Genomic DNA, 19,935 nt, shown 5'->3' with positions numbered 1-19,935 from the left:
TATAAGTACAACCAGAGATTTATCTAAAGATTTGACGGAAACCAAGTTTTTTAAAGATCACATATTACTCTTTAAGCGTTTTAAAATACGATGGTAGTCATCACGATCAATCCCTGGTGCAAATTGCTCTGGAAGCTCTGGTAAATCGGGGACTGCTGCACCCTCAGGCATTCCATCGATTACGTGCAGTGGATCACCAGTTTCAGGGTTTGGCCCTTTCCATATTTGGTTGATGTCCCGATACTCTGGTTCTCCCCATGTATACAACACATTAAACAATCCTCGATCCATGAACTTCCTTGCGTAGTCAAACTGATTATTATCCAAACTTGGAACAGGCAGCATCTTACCTACTTCTACGCCTGTAGCTACTTCGATTGCTTTTGCATAAGCAATGACGTGCGTCCCTCCGCGAACGAGTAGGTAGCCAATCATTTCTAAAGCGGTTGGATGAGTTGTCATTTCGTAAACACGCATTTTATGATTTCTTGCTCCGATTTCCAATAAATAATTGGCGAGAAGATCTTCAACGAGAGTACCGCTGTTATTTACATAAGATCCATTCCACGGCCTGCCCATCCCATCACCTGGATAAGCTGTTTGAGCTGTGGTGGTAAAGTGCGTTGAATAACGTGCATCCTTTCCATTTTGCAGTGGAGCGGTGTCAGGGTCACCAGGTACAGTATTGCCAATAGAAAGTAGATTAATAGCATTAGCTACTAGTTCAACATGACCAAATTCTTCCGCTGTAATACTTGCGATTAAATCATAAAAGGGCTTTAGCTTTTTTTTACCACGGAAATTAAAGGATTGGAACATGTAATTGTTTAAGGTGGACATTTCACCGAATTTGCCTCCCATTAATTCCTGAACAGCTGCTGCAGCATTCATATCGCCATGTTCTGGAATAGGCAGTTCAATGGCGATTTTATTCACACGTTTCATCATGAGTTTTTGCGCCTCCATCCATAGATAATAACCATTGTCATCATATGATGGAGGGTGCTTGGCTTATTCTCCCTTTAATTGCTGAAACCAAATTATTTGAGCTGTACGGACATAAAAAGGTGATCCTCCCATATGGATTACAATATGATCTGGCATCACCTTTTTCAATATACCTCGTACAGAGCCGTGTGTCGTTTGAACGGCAAGTGATTTATTTTGAAACCCTGTTAAAGCTTGATAAACATACGGATCACTAAGATTCCATTTTTCATTCATTGTTCAACACTCCTTTTTTCTCGAAGCCCATAGCAGTATATGCAGGGCAGCGAAAATGTGTATCGGTCTAGTTGATATTTTGGTTTTCTAACGTATTATTCACTCACGCTCATCCGTTTTTAAACCGAATGGAGAGCAAGTTTAAAAAGCTTAGCTGGTAAATGCGAAAGGTCTTTAGTAGGTATGGATAAAAATGTATATGATTAAAGTATGGTTTTTTTATCCCTTTTCTTTAAAAAGTGGATAGATAGACCGATATAAAAGATAGGCACTGTTATTCCTCTTGGTTAATGTATATCTATAGGTTCGAAGTATAACGATGAAGCAATAGCATTGGATATATAAATGGATTGAAAAAAATGGGTATTCCTGTATAGTGAATAGCCATTTTTAATTGTTGTGTTATCAACGAACGTAGGCTCTTGCTGAAGAATAGAGTCATAAAGGAGATTGTTTGAAGGAGGGTACTATTCTAATAAAAATTCAATCTTCAGCATGAGAAGTATTGTAATTTTAGTCTGAAGGGCTTTTAGGTTGTGTGACTTTCTGAATCCAATCAAGTTAAAGGCCCCTTTGCATAAACAATGTAGGTATTAATAGCGGTGGTACAGATTGAGGAAAGTAGCTATGTTATCAATTTATTAAATGGTAAAGGAGAAAAAGATGAAAAAGTTATTAAACTTCAAGAGTATTAAACATAAAATCATATTTGCATTTTCGTTTGTTATTTTATTTGTCATTGTATTGGGTGTATATAATTACATAGCAGTTAAGGAGATAAATAAAAATACGACAAATATTATTGAAAATGAGCTTCAAGGATTAATTGCAAATTTGGGAATGGAAACAACAATGGCTAATCGGATTTCTACTGCTCGTGGCTTTGTGCTAAGCGGTGAGAGTGATTTTAAAGATCGCTTTGCGGCATATACGGAGCAGGGCATCGAGTTTGAGAGTCAAGCTAGAAGTGTGGGAGTTACGGAAGAATTTGATGATTTAATTGATAAAACTGTTGCGTGGCGGACAGCAATTGATGAGGACGTATTTGATGTATATGATAGCGGAGATGTGGAGCTAGCTACAGAGAATCTAAATGAGTTAACCCCTGTCGTACGTGAAATCATGGCTGGATATGAGGAGATAGCACAAAGTTCCGAAGATGACATTAACCGACTTGGTGAAGAAATCATATCCAGCGGTGAACAAACGCAAAGAATTGTCGTTATTGTATCACTTTTAATTGTCGTGCTTAGTATAGGAGCGGCGCTTATTACTGCCGGAATGATTTCGAGACCAATCAGAACGGTAATGGAGAGAATGAAGCTTATTGCAAATGGAGATTTAAGCCAAGAAGTACTGCGAACAAATGCTAGAGATGAAGTTGGGCAGTTAGTTAAAGCTACCAATGAGATGGCTATCAATACACGCGATCTCCTCACGCAAATAAATGTTGTATCTGAGACGGTTACAAGTCAAAGTGAAGAATTAACACAGGCAGCGAACGAAGTAAAGTCCGGTTCTGAGCAGATAGCAGTCACGATGCAAGAGCTGGCGACAGGATCAGAGACACAGGCAAACAGCGCTAGTGATTTAGCATCGATTATGGGTACATTTGCGGTTAAGGTAGATGAAGCACATGATAATGGTGGGCGTGTGCAGCGGTATTCAAATGAAGTGCTTGGAATGACATCTAAAGGAAGCGAATTAATGACCTCTTCCACCGAGCAAATGGCTAAAATTGATCACATTGTACAAGGTGCGGTTACGAAGGTAGAGGGATTAGATGAACAATCTCAAGAAATATCACAGCTTGTTTCAGTAATCCGAGATATCGCGGACCAAACAAATCTACTTGCATTAAATGCAGCGATTGAAGCAGCGAGAGCGGGCGAACATGGTAAAGGATTTGCTGTTGTAGCCGATGAAGTAAGGAAGCTTGCAGAACAAGTTTCTGTTTCTGTTACGGATATTACTGGCATTGTTTCCAACATTCAAAATGAAACAAGTTTTGTCGTAGAATCATTAAAGGATGGATATACGGAAGTTGAACAGGGGACAAGTCAAATCAAAGTTACCGGGCAAACATTCCATGAGATTAGTGATTCCGTATCTAAGATGGTGGACAGTATTAACTTAGTGTCCGATAACCTAGCTGATATTGCAGTCAATAGCCAGAAGATGAACGGATCGGTTGAAGAAATAGCTTCAATTTCCGAAGAAGCAGCAGCTGGTGTTGAGCAAACTTCTGCTTCAACACAACAAACCAGCAGCTCTATGGAAGAGGTGGCAGGAAGCTCTGAGCAATTAGCGCAGCTTGCTGAAGAGTTAAATGGGTTAGTAAGGAGATTTAAGCTTTAAGTCAGCAACTGTGACGCTTAAGACTGTAATTTTCATTGAGTTTAGAACTTATAAGGTTTGATAATAGGAATTGTGGCATTTTGATTGATGCCCACAATTCCTTTTTATCTAAGGGAAATTTTTAGTCTGTAAAGAAACACTGGTTAGATTATTAGATATGATCTTATCATATCCGTAATAGGTTAGCTTTGAATAATTTGGTGCGTTGGTCGGAAAATTTGTGTTAAAATTTATTGTTAAGAGCGATAATAAGTCTGATTCGGGGGTGCCAAAAGTGAAAATCAATATTATAACTTTAGCTGTTCATCATCTTGAAAAAACAGCGGCTTTTTATAGGGAGGTCCTTCAGTTGCCAGAGGATCAGGTATCTAAAGGAGAGGACCATATAGCTTTCTTTTTTGATGAAAATTTTTCGCTAGTTCTCTATCCACGTGAGGAGGTTGCGTCTACAACTGGTCAACTTAATCTAAACCCCAGTTCTAATGAGTTAATACTAAGTTCTTTTGTAGAAAGTCGTCAAGATGTAGACGGTATTTTAAGGCGAGCAACGTTAGCTAATGGTAACGTTATAAAGCAAGGAATAGCAAATGAATGGGGTTATTCAGGATACTTTGCTGATCCCGACGGTCACGTCTGGGAAATTAGTACAACCTAGAATAAATCCATTGGATCTATAATTATATCTCTATAATAAATTTTGAATTTGGAGGAGAAAGCTATGCATTCATATGGAACTCTACATAAAGTAGATGAACGATATAAATTAAGATTTGAACGTGATTATGCTTATTCGGTTGAGAAAGTTTGGGATATGGTAACGCAGCCCCAATATTTTACACAGTGGTACCCATTTGCAACAGGGGAGATGGACTTGCGAACAGATGGAAAGATTTACTTCGATGATGGTAAAGGAACGACTTACGAAGCAATAATAACCAAATTTAATCCACCTCATTTCTTTGCTTTCCGTGAGATCGATGACTTACTTTCTATCGAATTAAATACTGAAGGTGATGGTTGTCGCTTGCTGTTTGAACACACATTTGACGATGCTTCTATGAGTGCTTCTGTTGCTGCTGGATGGCATCGTTGTCTGGATGTTTTAGGAATGATTATAGAAGGAAAGCCGGTCGAATGGCTGGATAATGCCGCATCGTTACGTGAGAATTATATGGAAACATTCGATTTATAAGTATCGAAAGTTGAGTGGAGAATAGGTTATGAAACAAAATAAATATGATGATGCTCACTTTTTTGCAGCATATGAAAAGATGCCACGCTCCCTAAATGGATTGGAAGGCTCAGGAGAATGGCCATTATTAAAGAAACTGCTCCCAGAATTGAAGAATAAACGTGTACTTGATTTAGGGTGTGGCTTTGGCTGGCATTGTCGCTATGCAAGAATGGAACAGGCTCATTCCGCAGTTGGTATTGATATATCAGAAAAAATGCTGCAAAGAGCTCGTGAATTAACGGATGACCCACATATCGCTTACCGACAAATTCCAATGGAAGATATTCACTTTGCTGCAGACTCATTTGATGTTGTGTTTAGTTCTCTTGCGTTTCATTATGTGAGAGCATTTAAAGCAATTTGTATAAAGGTTCATGATTGTTTAACATCGGGCGGAAAGTTTGTTTTTTCAGTAGAACATCCTGTTTTTACTGCTAGAGCGGAACAAGATTGGTGGTATGATGAGCAGGGAAATCGTCTGCATTGGCCGATTGATCATTATCAACACGAGGGAATTCGCCATACACCTTTTCTGACTGAAGATGTTATAAAGTATCATCGTACACTAGCAACCTATATAAATACACTAGTTGGTGCGGGATTTACGATTAAAACAGTGGAAGAGACTTTCGCAACAGAGGAAATGATACAAAATAATCCAGCGATGTTTGATGAAAATCGCAGGCCGATGTTTTTGCTAATTCGTGCTGAAAAAATGATGTGAAGCTTTTAGTCGTATCTTCGGACTACTTGGGCATTACAAAATCGAGCTGGATTCGATGGTTATGTTATCATGTTGGTAGGAGGGATTTGTTCCTAATGATATACATAGGTTTAACAGGGTGGGGAGATCATCACACACTGTACCCGCCTCAAATGAAGTCAAAGGATAAATTAGCTGAATATAGTAGTCATTTTCTGACAGTTGAAGTGGATGCATCCTTTTATGCCGTGCAGCCTGTAAGTAATGCTTCCAAATGGGTAAGTGAAACACCGGAAAACTTTCGCTTTGTGGTGAAAGCATATCAGGGAATGACTGGTCATCAAAGAACGGATATTCCGTTTGAAACGAGAGCGGAAATGTTTCAAGCGTTTATCGATTCATTAAAACCTTATCGGAAAGCCAATAAGCTAGCAATGGTCTTATTTCAATTTCCCCCTTGGTTTGATTGCAAGAAAGAGAATGTGAATTACTTACGATATTGCAAAAAAATGATGGGAGACATCCCTGTTGCGCTTGAATTTAGAAATCAGTCTTGGTTTCGAGAAACATTTCGTTCCGGTACGCTTGCCTTTATGAAAGAGAATGGCTGGATTCACACTATTGCGGATGAACCGCAAGCTGGAGATGGATCCATTCCAATTGTTCCAGCAGCTACTGATCCAAATATGACATTGATCCGAATGCACGGCAGGAACATTCATGGCTGGACAAAGCCGAAAAATGCGGATACAAACTGGCGCGATGTTCGTTATTTATATAAATACAACGAGAAAGAGTTGTTAGAGTGGAAAGAAAGAGTATCAGAGCTTGCCAAAAGCTCAACAGATATCATTTTCTTATTTAATAATAATTCGGGTGGGGATGCAGCAGGCAATGCAAAAGAGTTTCAAGCCATGCTAGGTATTGAATACGAAGGACTTGCACCAAGGCAGCTCGGTTTGTTTTAATCAGGTATAGAAAAAGAAAGCAATCCTTTTTAAAAGGATTGCTTTCTTTGGTTTCACTGCCCTAGTCGTTTTTTAATACTTGCTAATTTCACGCAGAGACAAAATACGTCCATTGCAGCTTCTAATTCTGTTAGGCCTGGGAAGGTAGGTGCGATTCGAATATTTCGATCCCTTGGGTCTTTTCCATATGGATAGGTTGCCCCAGCACCTGTTAGTGTAACGCCAGCTTCGGACGCTAATTTCACTACTTCTGTAGCACAGCCGTCAAGTGTATTTAGACTAATAAAATAGCCGCCTTCTGGCTTACCCCATGAAGCAATATCATCGTTGCCAAACTCCGACTCCAGCTTATTTAAGACGAGGTCAAATTTCGGTTTGATAATTTCAGCGTGCTTTTTCATATGAAGCTTCACGTTCTCTGCATCTTTTAAGAAGCGAACATGGCGTAATTGATTTATTTTATCCGCACCAATCGTCTGTACACCTAGCAGTTTTTTGGTAAAGCCAATATTTTCTTCACTTGCAGCAATTACAGCAACACCTGATCCAGGAAAAGTTACTTTAGATGTCGAAGCAAAGATAAAGACACGGTTTGGATTTCCGGCGTCTTTACAGGCTTTCAAGATGTTTTTTAATGCAGGTGGGTTATCTGTCAGATGATGAACGGTGTATGCATCGTCCCAGAAAATCCGGAAATCTTTGGCTTTCGTCTCCATATTAGCAAGACGATCAACAACCTCATCACTGTATGTTGTTCCTTCAGGATTACTGTATTTTGGTACACACCAAATACCTTTTATCGTATCATCGTTGCGAACAAGCTCTTCCACCTGATCCATATCTGGTCCATCATCCAGCATATCAATTGTTATCATTTCAATGTCATACATTTCACAGATGGCAAAATGTCTATCATACCCAGGACTTGGACATAAAAATTTAACTTTAGGTGCTTTGACCCAAGGAGCATCACTGTCGACAACGCCTTTAAGCAATGCTCTGGAAATTGTATCATGCATTAAGCTAAGACTGGAGTTGCCACCCACAATCACTTCATTCGTGTCAACCTGTAGGAGCTGAGCGAATAACTCTTTCATTTCTGTTAATCCATCGAGCCCACCGTAATTTCGGATATCAATAGAATCTTTAACATTAATTGATTCGATTTTGTTAAGAAGGTCCATAGATAAATCCAACTGTTCTGGACTAGGTTTACCCCTTGCCATATTTAAGGATAAATTTTTCGCTTTAAAAGCATCATACTCTTCCATGAGGCTGGAATACATTGTACGTAATGCTTCTTGATCTAATGCGTTTATAGTAGTCAATGAAATATGCCCCTTTATCTTCGTGTTATTAGAAACATTATAACAGATGGGTTTTAAACTCGGGAGTGAAATTGTAAAGTTTATCAAAAAAATGCAGAAAATAATAGCTTATAAATAGTAGGAGAACCGAGCTGGTTTTTATATAATAAAAGTAATATTTCAGATGAATATGGAGGGTATGTCACATGCGGTCTAAACAAGAAATGATGGAGCTTATATTAAATGTTGCAAAAGAAGATAGCAGAATTAGAGCGGCAGCAATGAATGGTTCAAGAGTAAATTGTAATGTTCCTAGCGATTCTTTTCAGGATTACGATATTGTTTATCTTGTTTCAGATATGGGTTCTTTTATAAACGATCCGAATTGGATAGATGTATTTGGGGACCGCATTATGATGCAGACACCGGAAAATATGACCATGTTTCCACCAACGCTTGGGGGCAGGTTTTCTTATTTGATGCTATTTAAAGATGGTAATCGGATTGATCTAATACTTGCCCCGATAGAAGAGAAAGAAGCGTATTGTCGTGAGGACGGATTAACGGTTGTTTTATTAGATAAGGATGATAGCTTGCCGATACTGTCTCCTCCGAGTGATAAAGGGTATTGGGTGAAAAAGCCATCTGCTTTCTTTTTTGCTGATTGCTGTAAGGAATTTTGGTGGGTATCTACGTACATTGTAAAAGGATTGTGGCGCGAGGAAATTTTGTATGCGTTTGATCATATGACTATCTGTCGGTCGATGCTTATGAAAATGCTTGAATGGAAGGCAGGTATGGAGACTGATTTTTCTTTAAGCATTGGAAAAAATGGGAAGTATTTAAAGCGTTATGTTGATGACGAGACATGGACGCGCCTTTTAAAAACTTTTCCCAGCGGTTCGTATGAACATGCATGGCGCACTTTATTCACAATGACAGCGTTATTTGAGGAAGTTGCCATTGAGGTTGCAAAGCATTTTGGTTTTACGTACTCCTTTGAGGAAGCAGAAAACGTGAAAGCATACTTGAAGCATGTTCAACAGTTAGGACCAGATGCTTAGGATATTTATTGGTCGCAGTTTTAAAATAAATGATCTTTAACAAGGGGGATAATGTACAATGCATGATCGGCGTATTTATTATCATACTTTCAGAGGTACGAAAACGAGTAGATGGTGGTATCAACGGCAGATCGATTGGGATTACAATACTCCTAATGGTGATTACTGGAGGACTTTCAAGCCTGATTCGCTTGTAATTGTATGGAACATATTTATTTTTTAAACTAACCCTTGACCTTTACGTAGCGTAAAGGTTTAAGATGGTAACTGTCAGGAGGGTTACAGATGGAATATACCGTAAAAAAATTAGCTCTGATTTCTGGTGTGAGCGGCCGCACACTCAGATATTATGATCAAATCGGACTGTTAAAACCAGCACGAATTAATTCATCCGGCTACCGAATTTACGGACAGAAGGAAGTTGATTTGCTTCAACAAATTTTGTTTTACCGTGAATTGGAAGTAAGTCTGGAAGACATCAAGAAAATAGTAAGCGATCCAACATTTGATCAGACAGAAGCATTAAAATCGCATTATCAGTTGCTAGCACAAAAGCGTGCCCGTCTTGACAAACTAATGGCAACCGTTAAAGGAACGATTGCAAGTATTGAAGGAGGTATTCCGATGCAGGATAAAGATAAATTCGCAGCGTTCAAGGAAAAATTAATTGAAGAAAATGAGAAAAAGTACGGGGAAGAAATCCGTAGTAAATATGGTGATAAAACGATTGATTCAAGTAATGCTAAGCTAAGAGGGATGTCTGAGGAAGACTTCAAAGCAATGAATGATTTAGGAGAAGAAATCATGGTGCTCCTTAAGAAAGCTTATGAAAAAGGAGACCCTGCTTCTGTGTCAGCACAGGAAATAGCTGCAAAGCATAAGCAATGGTTAATGTACTCCTGGGGCAGTTATTCAAAAGAAGCACATGCAGGTCTTGCAGAAATGTACGTTGCCGATGAGCGATTCACAGCCTTTTATGATAAGGCTGCAGAGGGGGCAACTGAATTTTTAAGAGATGCTATTCTCATTTACCTTGGTATGGAAAAATAGGATATATATGAAGAGAAGTCCCATGTTTGTTTTCAAAATGGGACTTCTTTATTTGATGAAATGCCTATCGAACTTTATGCATTTACTACAATAAGATAAGCTGTCAGTTCCTTGATTTTCCCATCTTTAAATTTATTTAACTTATATATGTCGCAAAAAGCATAGGTTTTATCAATTCCCTCTTCATCGGGTATTGTCATGGATCCTTCAATTACTGCAGAATCTCCATGGGTAATAATTTGCTTTGTTACATAGTTTTGTGGTGTATACCCACGCATTTTTTCCATCTCTGCAGCAAATGCAGCTTTACCTTCGAACACTGCTTGTCCAACGTGATTCCACACGACGTCCTCGGCTGTGTGTTCAAGAATAAAGTCAACATCTCCAGTAGCAAATGCCTCGTTAATCTTTTGAAAAAACTCCTGATTCTTTGTCATTTTTCAATCAACTCCTTTTTGATTTGTATTACATAAATAATTCGTTTCATATTAGAAATATCCTGCATTTTTTGTGTAATACTTGAAATAGAAGCAACAATCAAATAAAATAAAAGAAACAAACGAACGGAGGTGGAAAGGGATGTTTAATCAAGCTGTGTTTGTGTACGGTTACTGGACGAATTATTTATATTTTAGCCGTGCAAAATTTGCTGTTTTAGTTGATAACGGGATACGTATGCCCTTTTTTAGCAACTTTATAGCAAATGTAAAACGGTGAAAACATCTCTAAATCCACATAATTGTAGGGGTTTTAAAGGGAGGGCTTTTCATGCTCTCCCTTTTGTGTGCCCTTATTTAGTTGAAAGCCATGGGATTATTATGTTTCCTATGGCTTTTTTGTGTTGTATCACGTGCCATCATTAAAGAAGTGCACTTAGGAACTGTATTAAAGGAGGAACTTTACTATGATTGTATGCAGTGTGAATCAAATAACGAAAATGTATGGGGGAAGCTCCATCTTTGAAAATATATCATTTGAAATTATGGGTAATGATCGGATTGGTCTTGTGGGTCGAAATGGAAGCGGGAAAAGTACGCTATTTCGATTATTGTCTGGTGAAGAAGCACCTGATTCAGGAAAAATCCATTGGAGAAAAGGAACAAAAATAGGTTATCTCGCCCAAATTCCAGAAGCATATTCTAAGTTGACAACAAAGGAGGTATTAAAGACTGCCTTTTCAGAGCTAGTCCAAATGGAAGAAAGGATGATGCAGCTCGGGGAGGCGATGAGCAAGGAAACCAATGTGGAGCGGTTAGATAAATTAATGCGGGATTACGGCAATTTTCAAGACCATTTTGCGCGAAAAGGTGGCTATGAGATCGAAGCGAATATCGAAAGAATCGTTAATGGATTAAATATCGATGACTTGCTTGAACAGCAATTTTCTAGCTTGAGCGGTGGAGAGAAAACAAAGGTAGGTCTGGGTCTCTTGCTTTTAAAAAAGCCTGATTTATTATTACTAGATGAACCGACGAATCATTTAGACTTAATGTCAGTCGAATGGCTAGCTGATTTTTTACAGAGTTATCAAGGAACTGTCGTCATTGTTTCGCATGATCGGTATTTTCTTGATGAGGTTGTAGGTAAGGTGTTGGATTTAGAAGATGGAGAAATCACGAGCTATCCCACGAATTTTTCTGGTTATATAAAGGAAAAAGAGGCACGTTTATTAAGAGAATTCCAGGCGTATGAAGAACAGCAAAAGAAAATAAGGAAAATGAAAGAAGCTATTAAGCGATTGCGCGACTGGGCAAATCGGGCTAACCCACCAAATGAAGGGTTGCACAAACGTGCACGAAACATGGAGCGAGCGTTAGAAAGGATGGAAAAAATAAATCGTCCTGTATTGAATCGCAAAAAAATGAACCTTGAAATGGAGACAACGGACCGAAGCGGAAAGGATGTCATTATTTTAAAGGATGTTGCAAAGTGGTTCGGTGACAGGGAGCTTTTTTCCAAAGTAAATATGCATATTAGATACAAGCAACGTGTTGCCATTGTTGGAGGAAATGGAACAGGTAAATCTACATTAATTAAATTAATTTTAAATCAACTGCCTGCAGACGAAGGAGAAGTAAGAATCGGAAGTAATGTCAAAGTAGGATATCTATCTCAACAAGTCTTTACGCAATTCCAAGATGAAACTGTTCTTGAAGCATTTCGAGATGAGGTACATGTTACGGAAGGTGAAGCGAGACGTATTTTAGCTAGGTTTTTATTTTATGGGCATATGGTATTTCAACAAGTTTCACAGCTTAGTGGAGGAGAAAGGATGCGTCTTCGCTTAGCGCAAATGATGTATCAAGATATAAATGTTCTCATTTTAGATGAACCAACAAACCATTTGGATATCGAGGCACGTGAAGTATTGGAAGAAGCACTGGAGGATTATAAAGGAACCATTGTAGCAGTTTCTCATGATCGTTATTTTTTAAATAAGCTGTTTGAAGAGATCTATTGGATTGAAGCCAAAGCTGTTTATCATTTTGAGGGGGATTATACTTGGGCACGGGAAAAGCTGACTGCACTGAAGCTTGATGGGAAAGAAAAATTAAAAACAGTAGTGCGAGAGAAAAAACAAGAACCGAAAAAGAGGAAAAGTCAGGATTTAGATGGTGAGAGACTGAAAAAGGATTTAGAGGAAGTAGAACGTAAAATTACCTTATTAGAGGAAAAGTTAGTAGAAATCCAAGACTTGGAACAAATGCAAGAAGTGTATATGGAAAAAGAAGGGCTGGAGAAGGTTTGGGAAGAGTTGTATATGCGTTTGAATGTTTAGGAGGGTACAGTTTAGATTAGATTAGATGAAAGATGGGGACAAATAAGAAGGAGCTCTTTGATATGTCATGTGCATGTTAGAAAAGAGCTTCTTTTTATATAGATGAACAGGCTTTAGCAAAATGGAGGATGCTGAGCTTATTAGACGAAATTAGTGGGGTTGAAACTTTTTTTGCGTTTTTTTTACAAAAGTTTAATTTAGGCATTGACTTTAATACAATTATGTAATAAGATAAATCTCGCTGTTATATTATTCCACAGTAGCTCAGTGGTAGAGCAATCGGCTGTTAACCGATCGGTCGTAGGTTCGAATCCTACCTGTGGAGCCATTTAATTTTTATGAAGTAAATGTCGAATAATACATTTGTTGTCGAATTTGTTCATAAATAATATTGGCCCGTTGGTCAAGCGGTTAAGACACCGCCCTTTCACGGCGGTAACACGGGTTCGAATCCCGTACGGGTCACCAATACGGAGGATTAGCTCAGCTGGGAGAGCACCTGCCTTACAAGCAGGGGGTCGCAGGTTCGAGCCCTGCATCCTCCACCATCTTTTCTTTTAGATGAAATATATTTGTTATATCGCGGGGTGGAGCAGTCCGGTAGCTCGTTGGGCTCATAACCCAAAGGTCGTAGGTTCAAATCCTGCCCCCGCAACCAAATCTTTTGGTTTAATTAGATATGTTATTTGCAATATGGTCCGGTAGTTCAGTTGGTTAGAATGCCTGCCTGTCACGCAGGAGGTCGCGGGTTCGAGTCCCGTCCGGACCGCCATTTAAATATTCGGAGGTATACCCAAGTCTGGCTGAAGGGATCGGTCTTGAAAACCGACAGGCGGGTCAAACCGCGCGGGGGTTCGAATCCCTCTACCTCCTCCATTTATAATTTGAGTTTTGTAGTTAAATAACACTTGGCTCGGTAGCTCAGTCGGTAGAGCAACGGACTGAAAATCCGTGTGTCGGCGGTTCGATTCCGTCCCGAGCCACCATTTATCTTTCGGAAGTTGATTCTTTCTATATAAATCTAATAGTTTACAGGAAGCCAACAAGCCGGCCTAGCTCAACTGGTAGAGCAAGCCGTTTACTTCATCGAGTAACTACCATGTGCAGGCTTGCGAGGAGTGGAACTTCTCCGAGTGTTCTTGCAACACGACGAGCCTACTTGATGGACTTGCTGTTAATCATTTGGTAACTAGATAATCATTTGCCGGCCTAGCTCAACTGGTAGAGCAACTGACTTGTAATCAGTAGGTTGGGGGTTCAAGTCCTCTGGCCGGCACCACTTTTTACAAGTAAATAATAATTATCATTAATACGTAATATATATTTTTGAGCCATTAGCTCAGTCGGTAGAGCATTTGACTTTTAATCAAAGGGTCGAAGGTTCGAATCCTTCATGGCTCACCATTCGCGGGTGTGGCGGAATTGGCAGACGCGCTAGACTTAGGATCTAGTGTCTTCGGACGTGGGGGTTCAAGTCCCTTCACCCGCATTACTTTTTACTTAAGAGGAATTTTTGTTGCAAATTCAGTATCCTTTTCTTTGCCCTTGCCGGGGTGGCGGAACTGGCAGACGCACAGGACTTAAAATCCTGCGGTAGGTGACTACCGTACCGGTTCGATTCCGGTCCTCGGCACCATATGCGCCCGTAGCTCAATTGGATAGAGCGTTTGACTACGGATCAAGAGGTTAGGGGTTCGACTCCTCTCGGGCGCGCCATAACGGGAAGTAGCTCAGCTTGGTAGAGCACTTGGTTTGGGACCAAGGGGTCGCAGGTTCGAATCCTGTCTTCCCGACCATTTTTTTTATACGGGGCCTTAGCTCAGCTGGGAGAGCGCCTGCCTTGCACGCAGGAGGTCAGCGGTTCGATCCCGCTAGGCTCCACTTCTTAAAAAAAACGATATAATTTATGCGGGTGTAGTTTAGTGGTAAAACCTCAGCCTTCCAAGCTGATGATGAGGGTTCGATTCCCTTCACCCGCTCCAACTTACCAATATGGGCCTGTAGCTCAGCTGGTTAGAGCGCACGCCTGATAAGCGTGAGGTCGGTGGTTCGAGTCCACTCAGGCCCATTCATCTTTTTTGAAAAAAGATGTTGACATCTTTTTACGAAGATGATAAGATATAAAAGTTGTCGAAAACGAAGAAATATTTCGAAAGTAAAATATTTTAAAAAGTTATTGACAACAAATTGGAAGACATGATATATTAATAAAGTCGCTTTAAAAGAACGACAAACAAATTTGCTCTTTGAAAACTGAACAAAACAACCAGTATGTCAAGAAAAAGGAAACTCGTTTTTCTTTTTAAAACAAGTAGAAGTCAGCTTCTACAAAAGCTAAGTATTACAAACTTTTATGGAGAGTTTGATCTTGGCTCAGGACGAACGCTGGCGGCGTGCCTAATACATGCAAGTCGAGCGCAGGAAATAAACAGAACCCTTCGGGGTAATGTTTATGGAATGAGCGGCGGACGGGTGAGTAACACGTGGGCAACCTGCCTGTAAGATCGGGATAACTCGCGGAAACGTGAGCTAATACCGGATAACACTTTTCATCTCATGGTGAGAAGATAAAAGACGGTTTCGGCTGTCACTTACAGATGGGCCCGCGGCGCATTAGCTAGTTGGTGAGGTAACGGCTCACCAAGGCGACGATGCGTAGCCGACCTGAGAGGGTGATCGGCCACACTGGGACTGAGACACGGCCCAGACTCCTACGGGAGGCAGCAGTAGGGAATCTTCCGCAATGGACGAAAGTCTGACGGAGCAACGCCGCGTGAGTGATGAAGGTTTTCGGATCGTAAAACTCTGTTGTTAGGGAAGAACAAGTTGGGTAGTAACTGACCCAACCTTGACGGTACCTAACCAGAAAGCCACGGCTAACTACGTGCCAGCAGCCGCGGTAATACGTAGGTGGCAAGCGTTGTCCGGAATTATTGGGCGTAAAGCGCTCGCAGGCGGTCTTTTAAGTCTGATGTGAAAGCCCACGGCTTAACCGTGGAGGGTCATTGGAAACTGGAGGACTTGAGTACAGAAGAGGAGAGTGGAATTCCACGTGTAGCGGTGAAATGCGTAGAGATGTGGAGGAACACCAGTGGCGAAGGCGACTCTCTGGTCTGTAACTGACGCTGAGGAGCGAAAGCGTGGGTAGCGAACAGGATTAGATACCCTGGTAGTCCACGCCGTAAACGATGAGTGCTAGGTGTTAGGGGGTTTCCGCCCCTTAGTGCTGAAGTTAACGCATTAAGCACTCCGCCTGGGGAGTACGGCCGCAAGGCTGAAACTCAAAAGAATTGACGGGGGCCCGCACAAGCGGTGGAGCATGTGGTTTAATTCGAAGCAACGCGAAGAACCTTACCAGGTCTTGACATCCTCTGATACCTCTAGAGATAGAGTTTTCCCTTCGGGGACAGAGTGACAGGTGGTGCATGGTTGTCGTCAGCTCGTGTCGTGAGATGTTGGGTTAAGTCCCGCAACGAGCGCAACCCTTGATCTTAGTTGCCAGCATTCAGTTGGGCACTCTAAGGTGACTGCCGGTGACAAACCGGAGGAAGGTGGGGATGACGTCAAATCATCATGCCCCTTATGACCTGGGCTACACACGTGCTACAATGGATGGAACAAAGGGAAGCGAACCCGTGAGGTCAAGCCAATCCCATAAAACCATTCTCAGTTCGGATTGTAGGCTGCAACTCGCCTACATGAAGCCGGAATCGCTAGTAATCGCGGATCAGCATGCCGCGGTGAATACGTTCCCGGGCCTTGTACACACCGCCCGTCACACCACGAGAGTTGGTAACACCCGAAGTCGGTGAGGTAACCTTTTGGAGCCAGCCGCCGAAGGTGGGACTAATGATTGGGGTGAAGTCGTAACAAGGTAGCCGTATCGGAAGGTGCGGCTGGATCACCTCCTTTCTAAGGATTATTACGGAACCCTACCTTCGGGTAGGAAGGGCATACTGTGTTGTTTGGTTCAGTTTTGAGAGAGTAAAAAAGATCTCTCAAAGGATTGAAGGATCTTCTGTTAAAACCCGTCACGTCCTGTGACGAACACAGAAGTCACCACATCCTGTGGAAGCTTGTACCTTGAAAACTAAATAAGAGTAACAACGACATCAATATTAATGTAAAAGGCTGAAGCGACTGTTCAGAAACGGACGCATAAGCAAGAGACTGGAAAACGCTTGGTTTTTAGCGTTTGGAATGTCAATTGCTTATGACGGTAGTTTCTAGGAGCTGAAGCTGAATTAAATAAAAGCAAGGCTAATAAATTAGTACGCTTATTTACTGTAACTTAGTTAAGTGAATAAGGGCGCACGGTGGATGCCTTGGCACTAGAAGCCGATGAAGGACGGGACTAACACCGATATGCCTCGGGGAGTTGTAAGTAAACTTTGATCCGGGGATTTCCGAATGGGGGAACCCACTGTTCGTAATGGAACAGTACATGCATCTGAATACATAGGGTGCATGAGGTAGACCCGGGGAACTGAAACATCTCAGTACCCGGAGGAAGAGAAAGAAAAATCGATTTCCTGAGTAGCGGCGAGCGAAACGGAAAGAGCCCAAACCAGAAAGCTTGCTTTCTGGGGTTGTAGGACACTCCACTCGGAGTTACCAAGGAATTCTTTAAATGAATCGACCTGGAAAGGTCAGCCACAGAAGGTAACAGCCCTGTAGTTGAAAAAGAATTCCCTCCGGAGTGTATCCTGAGTACGGCGGAACACGTGGAATTCCGTCGGAATCCGGGAGGACCATCTCCCAAGGCTAAATACTCTCTAGTGACCGATAGTGAACCAGTACCGTGAGGGAAAGGTGAAAAGCACCCCGGAAGGGGAGTGAAATAGAACCTGAAACCGTGTGCCTACAAGTAGTCGAAGCCCGTTAATGGGTAACGGCGTACCTTTTGTAGAATGGACCGGCGAGTTACGATCGTATGCAAGGTTAAGTGGAAGACACGGAGCCGCAGCGAAAGCGAGTCTGAATAGGGCGAATGAGTATGCGGTCGTAGACCCGAAACCGTGTGATCTACCCATGTCCAGGGTGAAGGTCAGGTAACACTGACTGGAGGCCCGAACCCACGTATGTTGAAAAATGCGGGGATGAGGTGTGGGTAGGGGTGAAATGCCAATCGAACACGGAGATAGCTGGTTCTCTCCGAAATAGCTTTAGGGCTAGCCTCAAGAAATAGAGTACTGGAGGTAGAGCACTGATTGGACTAGGGGCCCTCACCGGGTTACCGAATTCAGTCAAACTCCGAATGCCAGTTACTTTTACTTGGGAGTCAGACTATGGGTGATAAGGTTCATAGTCGAAAGGGAAACAGCCCAGACCGCCAGCTAAGGTCCCAAAGTATACGTTAAGTGGAAAAGGATGTGGAGTTGCCCAGACAACCAGGATGTTGGCTTAGAAGCAGCCATCATTTAAAGAGTGCGTAATAGCTCACTGGTCGAGTGACTCTGCGCCGAAAATGTACCGGGGCTAAACGTATCACCGAAGCTGCGGATTGTTCTTACGAACAATGGTAGGAGAGCGTTCTAAGTGCTGTGAAGTCAGACCGTGAGGACTGGTGGAGCGCTTAGAAGTGAGAATGCCGGTATGAGTAGCGAAAAAAGAGTGAGAATCTCTTTCACCGAATGCCTAAGGTTTCCTGAGGAAGGCTCGTCCTCTCAGGGTTAGTCGGGACCTAAGCCGAGGCCGAAAGGCGTAGGCGATGGACAACAGGTAGATATTCCTGTACCACCTCATGATTGTTTGAGCGATGGGGGGACGCAGTAGGATAAGGAATGCGCACTGATGGATATGTGCGCCCAAGCAGTGAGAAAGTCAGATAGGCAAATCCGTCTGGCAATTTCAAGCTGTGATGGGGAGGGAAATTTAGTACCGAAGTTCCGGATTTCACACTGCCAAGAAAAGCCTCTAGTTAGATCATAGGTGCCCGTACCGCAAACCGACACAGGTAGGCGAGGAGAGAATCCTAAGGTGAGCGGGAGAACTCTCGTTAAGGAACTCGGCAAAATGACCCCGTAACTTCGGGAGAAGGGGTGCTTCATTTACATGGAGCCGCAGTGAATAGGCCCAAGCGACTGTTTAGCAAAAACACAGGTCTCTGCGAAGCCGAAAGGCGAAGTATAGGGGCTGACACCTGCCCGGTGCTGGAAGGTTAAGGGGAAATGTTAGCCGCAAGGCGAAGCTTTGAACCGAAGCCCCAGTAAACGGCGGCCGTAACTATAACGGTCCTAAGGTAGCGAAATTCCTTGTCGGGTAAGTTCCGACCCGCACGAAAGGTGCAACGACTTGGGCACTGTCTCAACGAGAGACCCGGTGAAATTATACTATGCGTGAAGATGCGCATTACCCGCGACAGGACGGAAAGACCCCGTGGAGCTTTACTGTAGCCTGATATTGAATGTCTGTGCAGCTTGTACAGGATAGGTGGGAGCCTTGGAAACCGGAGCGCTAGCTTCGGTGGAGGCATCCGTGGGATACCACCCTGGCTGTATGGACATTCTAACCCAGGACCGTGATCCGGTTCGGAGACAGTGTCAGGCGGGCAGTTTGACTGGGGCGGTCGCCTCCCAAAAGGTAACGGAGGCGCCCAAAGGTTCCCTCAGAATGGTTGGAAATCATTCGTAGAGTGTAAAGGCACAAGGGAGCTTGACTGCGAGACCTACAAGTCGAGCAGGGACGAAAGTCGGGCTTAGTGATCCGGTGGTTCCGCATGGAAGGGCCATCGCTCAACGGATAAAAGCTACCCCGGGGATAACAGGCTTATCTCCCCCAAGAGTTCACATCGACGGGGAGGTTTGGCACCTCGATGTCGGCTCATCGCATCCTGGGGCTGTAGTCGGTCCCAAGGGTTGGGCTGTTCGCCCATTAAAGCGGTACGCGAGCTGGGTTCAGAACGTCGTGAGACAGTTCGGTCCCTATCCGTCGTGGGCGTTGGAAGTTTGAGAGGAGCTGTCCTTAGTACGAGAGGACCGGGATGGACACACCGCTGGTGTACCAGTTGTTCCGCCAGGAGCATCGCTGGGTAGCTACGTGTGGAAAGGATAAGTGCTGAAAGCATCTAAGCATGAAGCCCCCCTCAAGATGAGACTTCCCATCACTTCGAGTGAGTAAGATCCCTCAGAGACGATGAGGTTGATAGGTTCGGTGTGGAAGCGTGGTGACACGTGGAGCTTACGGATACTAATCGATCGAGGACTTAACTAAATTCTTTATTTGATGTCTTGTTTTCTCTTATTTAGT

Annotated in this window: 14 protein-coding genes, 16 tRNA genes and 2 rRNA genes; 28 read left to right on the top strand and 4 right to left on the bottom strand. The window is 42.4% G+C overall.

The window, feature by feature from the left end; genetic code table 11:
• Nucleotides 1–57 precede the first annotated feature (57 nt).
• Together NYE61_RS11995 and NYE61_RS11990 are read right to left on the bottom strand one after the other, a co-directional pair.
• Entirely contained in the window at nucleotides 58–948 is an 891-nt protein-coding gene (locus NYE61_RS11995) for a manganese catalase family protein (RefSeq protein WP_251661563.1), read from the bottom strand.
• A 63-nt stretch (nucleotides 949–1,011) separates the two neighbouring features.
• Complete coding sequence (locus NYE61_RS11990) at nucleotides 1,012–1,224, bottom strand: YuzF family protein (RefSeq protein WP_251661565.1); 213 nt, start codon at nucleotides 1,222–1,224, stop codon at nucleotides 1,012–1,014.
• A 663-nt stretch (nucleotides 1,225–1,887) separates the two neighbouring features.
• On the opposite strand from NYE61_RS11990, the gene NYE61_RS11985 reads away from it, so the two are divergent.
• The 5 genes from NYE61_RS11985 to NYE61_RS11965 all read left to right on the top strand — a co-directional run bounded on the left by NYE61_RS11985 (nucleotide 1,888) and on the right by NYE61_RS11965 (nucleotide 6,487).
• The gene (locus tag NYE61_RS11985) at nucleotides 1,888–3,582 is read left to right on the top strand and encodes a methyl-accepting chemotaxis protein (protein WP_303449448.1); all 1,695 of its coding nucleotides are present in this window, start codon (nucleotides 1,888–1,890) and stop codon (nucleotides 3,580–3,582) included.
• 274 nt (nucleotides 3,583–3,856) lie between these two features.
• Nucleotides 3,857–4,237: a VOC family protein gene (locus tag NYE61_RS11980; protein ID WP_251661568.1), complete on the top strand. Its 381-nt coding sequence runs from the start codon at nucleotides 3,857–3,859 to the stop codon at nucleotides 4,235–4,237.
• A gap of 63 nt (nucleotides 4,238–4,300) precedes the next feature.
• Entirely contained in the window at nucleotides 4,301–4,774 is a 474-nt protein-coding gene (locus NYE61_RS11975) for an SRPBCC family protein (protein WP_303449450.1), read from the top strand.
• A 28-nt stretch (nucleotides 4,775–4,802) separates the two neighbouring features.
• The gene (locus NYE61_RS11970; protein ID WP_303449453.1) at nucleotides 4,803–5,540 is read left to right on the top strand and encodes a class I SAM-dependent methyltransferase; all 738 of its coding nucleotides are present in this window, start codon (nucleotides 4,803–4,805) and stop codon (nucleotides 5,538–5,540) included.
• A 95-nt stretch (nucleotides 5,541–5,635) separates the two neighbouring features.
• Nucleotides 5,636–6,487, top strand: a complete 852-nt coding sequence (locus NYE61_RS11965) for a DUF72 domain-containing protein (RefSeq protein WP_251661573.1) — start codon at nucleotides 5,636–5,638, stop codon at nucleotides 6,485–6,487.
• Between the two features lie 53 nt (nucleotides 6,488–6,540).
• On the opposite strand, the gene NYE61_RS11960 is transcribed toward NYE61_RS11965, so the two are convergent.
• On the bottom strand, nucleotides 6,541–7,815 hold the full coding sequence (locus NYE61_RS11960; RefSeq protein WP_303449455.1) for an aminotransferase class I/II-fold pyridoxal phosphate-dependent enzyme: 1,275 nt from the start codon (nucleotides 7,813–7,815) through the stop codon (nucleotides 6,541–6,543).
• A gap of 185 nt (nucleotides 7,816–8,000) precedes the next feature.
• Here NYE61_RS11960 and NYE61_RS11955 point away from each other — a divergent pair, with 185 nt between their 5' ends.
• The 3 genes from NYE61_RS11955 to NYE61_RS11945 all read left to right on the top strand — a co-directional run bounded on the left by NYE61_RS11955 (nucleotide 8,001) and on the right by NYE61_RS11945 (nucleotide 9,908).
• Entirely contained in the window at nucleotides 8,001–8,858 is an 858-nt protein-coding gene (locus NYE61_RS11955) for an aminoglycoside 6-adenylyltransferase (protein ID WP_303449457.1), read from the top strand.
• A 29-nt stretch (nucleotides 8,859–8,887) separates the two neighbouring features.
• Nucleotides 8,888–9,055 (top strand): hypothetical protein, encoded by a 168-nt coding sequence (locus NYE61_RS11950; protein ID WP_339315553.1) that lies wholly within the window; start codon nucleotides 8,888–8,890, stop codon nucleotides 9,053–9,055.
• Between the two features lie 88 nt (nucleotides 9,056–9,143).
• Nucleotides 9,144–9,908 carry a MerR family transcriptional regulator gene (locus NYE61_RS11945; protein WP_095313150.1) on the top strand — a complete coding sequence of 255 codons (765 nt, stop codon included), beginning with the start codon at nucleotides 9,144–9,146 and terminating at the stop codon, nucleotides 9,906–9,908.
• A gap of 74 nt (nucleotides 9,909–9,982) precedes the next feature.
• Here the strand turns inward: NYE61_RS11945 and NYE61_RS11940 are convergent, their stop codons facing one another.
• A complete protein-coding gene (locus tag NYE61_RS11940; RefSeq protein WP_095313152.1) occupies nucleotides 9,983–10,345 on the bottom strand; it encodes a nuclear transport factor 2 family protein in 363 nt (120 codons plus the stop codon).
• 142 nt (nucleotides 10,346–10,487) lie between these two features.
• On the opposite strand from NYE61_RS11940, the gene NYE61_RS11935 reads away from it, so the two are divergent.
• The 20 genes from NYE61_RS11935 to NYE61_RS11840 all read left to right on the top strand — a co-directional run bounded on the left by NYE61_RS11935 (nucleotide 10,488) and on the right by NYE61_RS11840 (nucleotide 19,899).
• Nucleotides 10,488–10,625 (top strand): RAxF-45 family protein, encoded by a 138-nt coding sequence (locus NYE61_RS11935; protein ID WP_285845194.1) that lies wholly within the window; start codon nucleotides 10,488–10,490, stop codon nucleotides 10,623–10,625.
• Nucleotides 10,626–10,812: 187 nt separating this feature from the next.
• Complete coding sequence (abc-f, locus tag NYE61_RS11930) at nucleotides 10,813–12,687, top strand: ABC-F type ribosomal protection protein (RefSeq protein ID WP_095313154.1); 1,875 nt, start codon at nucleotides 10,813–10,815, stop codon at nucleotides 12,685–12,687.
• 253 nt (nucleotides 12,688–12,940) lie between these two features.
• A tRNA-Asn gene (locus NYE61_RS11925) sits at nucleotides 12,941–13,015 on the top strand.
• 65 nt (nucleotides 13,016–13,080) lie between these two features.
• Nucleotides 13,081–13,155 (top strand) — tRNA-Glu (locus NYE61_RS11920).
• 4 nt (nucleotides 13,156–13,159) lie between these two features.
• Nucleotides 13,160–13,235: transfer RNA gene (locus NYE61_RS11915), tRNA-Val, on the top strand.
• A 33-nt stretch (nucleotides 13,236–13,268) separates the two neighbouring features.
• Nucleotides 13,269–13,345 (top strand) — tRNA-Met (locus NYE61_RS11910).
• A gap of 37 nt (nucleotides 13,346–13,382) precedes the next feature.
• Nucleotides 13,383–13,459: transfer RNA gene (locus NYE61_RS11905), tRNA-Asp, on the top strand.
• Between the two features lie 11 nt (nucleotides 13,460–13,470).
• A tRNA-Ser gene (locus NYE61_RS11900) sits at nucleotides 13,471–13,563 on the top strand.
• A 34-nt stretch (nucleotides 13,564–13,597) separates the two neighbouring features.
• Nucleotides 13,598–13,673, top strand: a tRNA-Phe gene (locus tag NYE61_RS11895).
• A 217-nt stretch (nucleotides 13,674–13,890) separates the two neighbouring features.
• Nucleotides 13,891–13,966: transfer RNA gene (locus tag NYE61_RS11890), tRNA-Thr, on the top strand.
• 49 nt (nucleotides 13,967–14,015) lie between these two features.
• Nucleotides 14,016–14,091, top strand: a tRNA-Lys gene (locus NYE61_RS11885).
• Nucleotides 14,092–14,094: 3 nt separating this feature from the next.
• A tRNA-Leu gene (locus NYE61_RS11880) sits at nucleotides 14,095–14,176 on the top strand.
• Between the two features lie 58 nt (nucleotides 14,177–14,234).
• Nucleotides 14,235–14,323, top strand: a tRNA-Leu gene (locus tag NYE61_RS11875).
• A gap of 3 nt (nucleotides 14,324–14,326) precedes the next feature.
• Nucleotides 14,327–14,403 (top strand) — tRNA-Arg (locus NYE61_RS11870).
• 3 nt (nucleotides 14,404–14,406) lie between these two features.
• Nucleotides 14,407–14,483, top strand: a tRNA-Pro gene (locus NYE61_RS11865).
• Nucleotides 14,484–14,495: 12 nt separating this feature from the next.
• A tRNA-Ala gene (locus NYE61_RS11860) sits at nucleotides 14,496–14,568 on the top strand.
• Between the two features lie 27 nt (nucleotides 14,569–14,595).
• A tRNA-Gly gene (locus NYE61_RS11855) sits at nucleotides 14,596–14,669 on the top strand.
• A gap of 12 nt (nucleotides 14,670–14,681) precedes the next feature.
• Nucleotides 14,682–14,755 (top strand) — tRNA-Ile (locus NYE61_RS11850).
• 282 nt (nucleotides 14,756–15,037) lie between these two features.
• Nucleotides 15,038–16,599, top strand: a 16S ribosomal RNA gene (locus tag NYE61_RS11845).
• Nucleotides 16,600–16,980: 381 nt separating this feature from the next.
• Nucleotides 16,981–19,899, top strand: a 23S ribosomal RNA gene (locus NYE61_RS11840).
• The 16S and 23S rRNA genes sit together here with 16 tRNA genes alongside, the layout of an rRNA operon.
• The last annotated feature ends 36 nt before the right edge of the window (nucleotides 19,900–19,935 follow it).

The organism is Oceanobacillus sp. FSL W7-1304, assembly GCF_037969805.1.
GTDB classification, from domain to species: domain Bacteria; phylum Bacillota; class Bacilli; order Bacillales; family Amphibacillaceae; genus Oceanobacillus; species Oceanobacillus profundus.
This window is presented reverse-complemented; position numbering and strand designations above follow the sequence as displayed.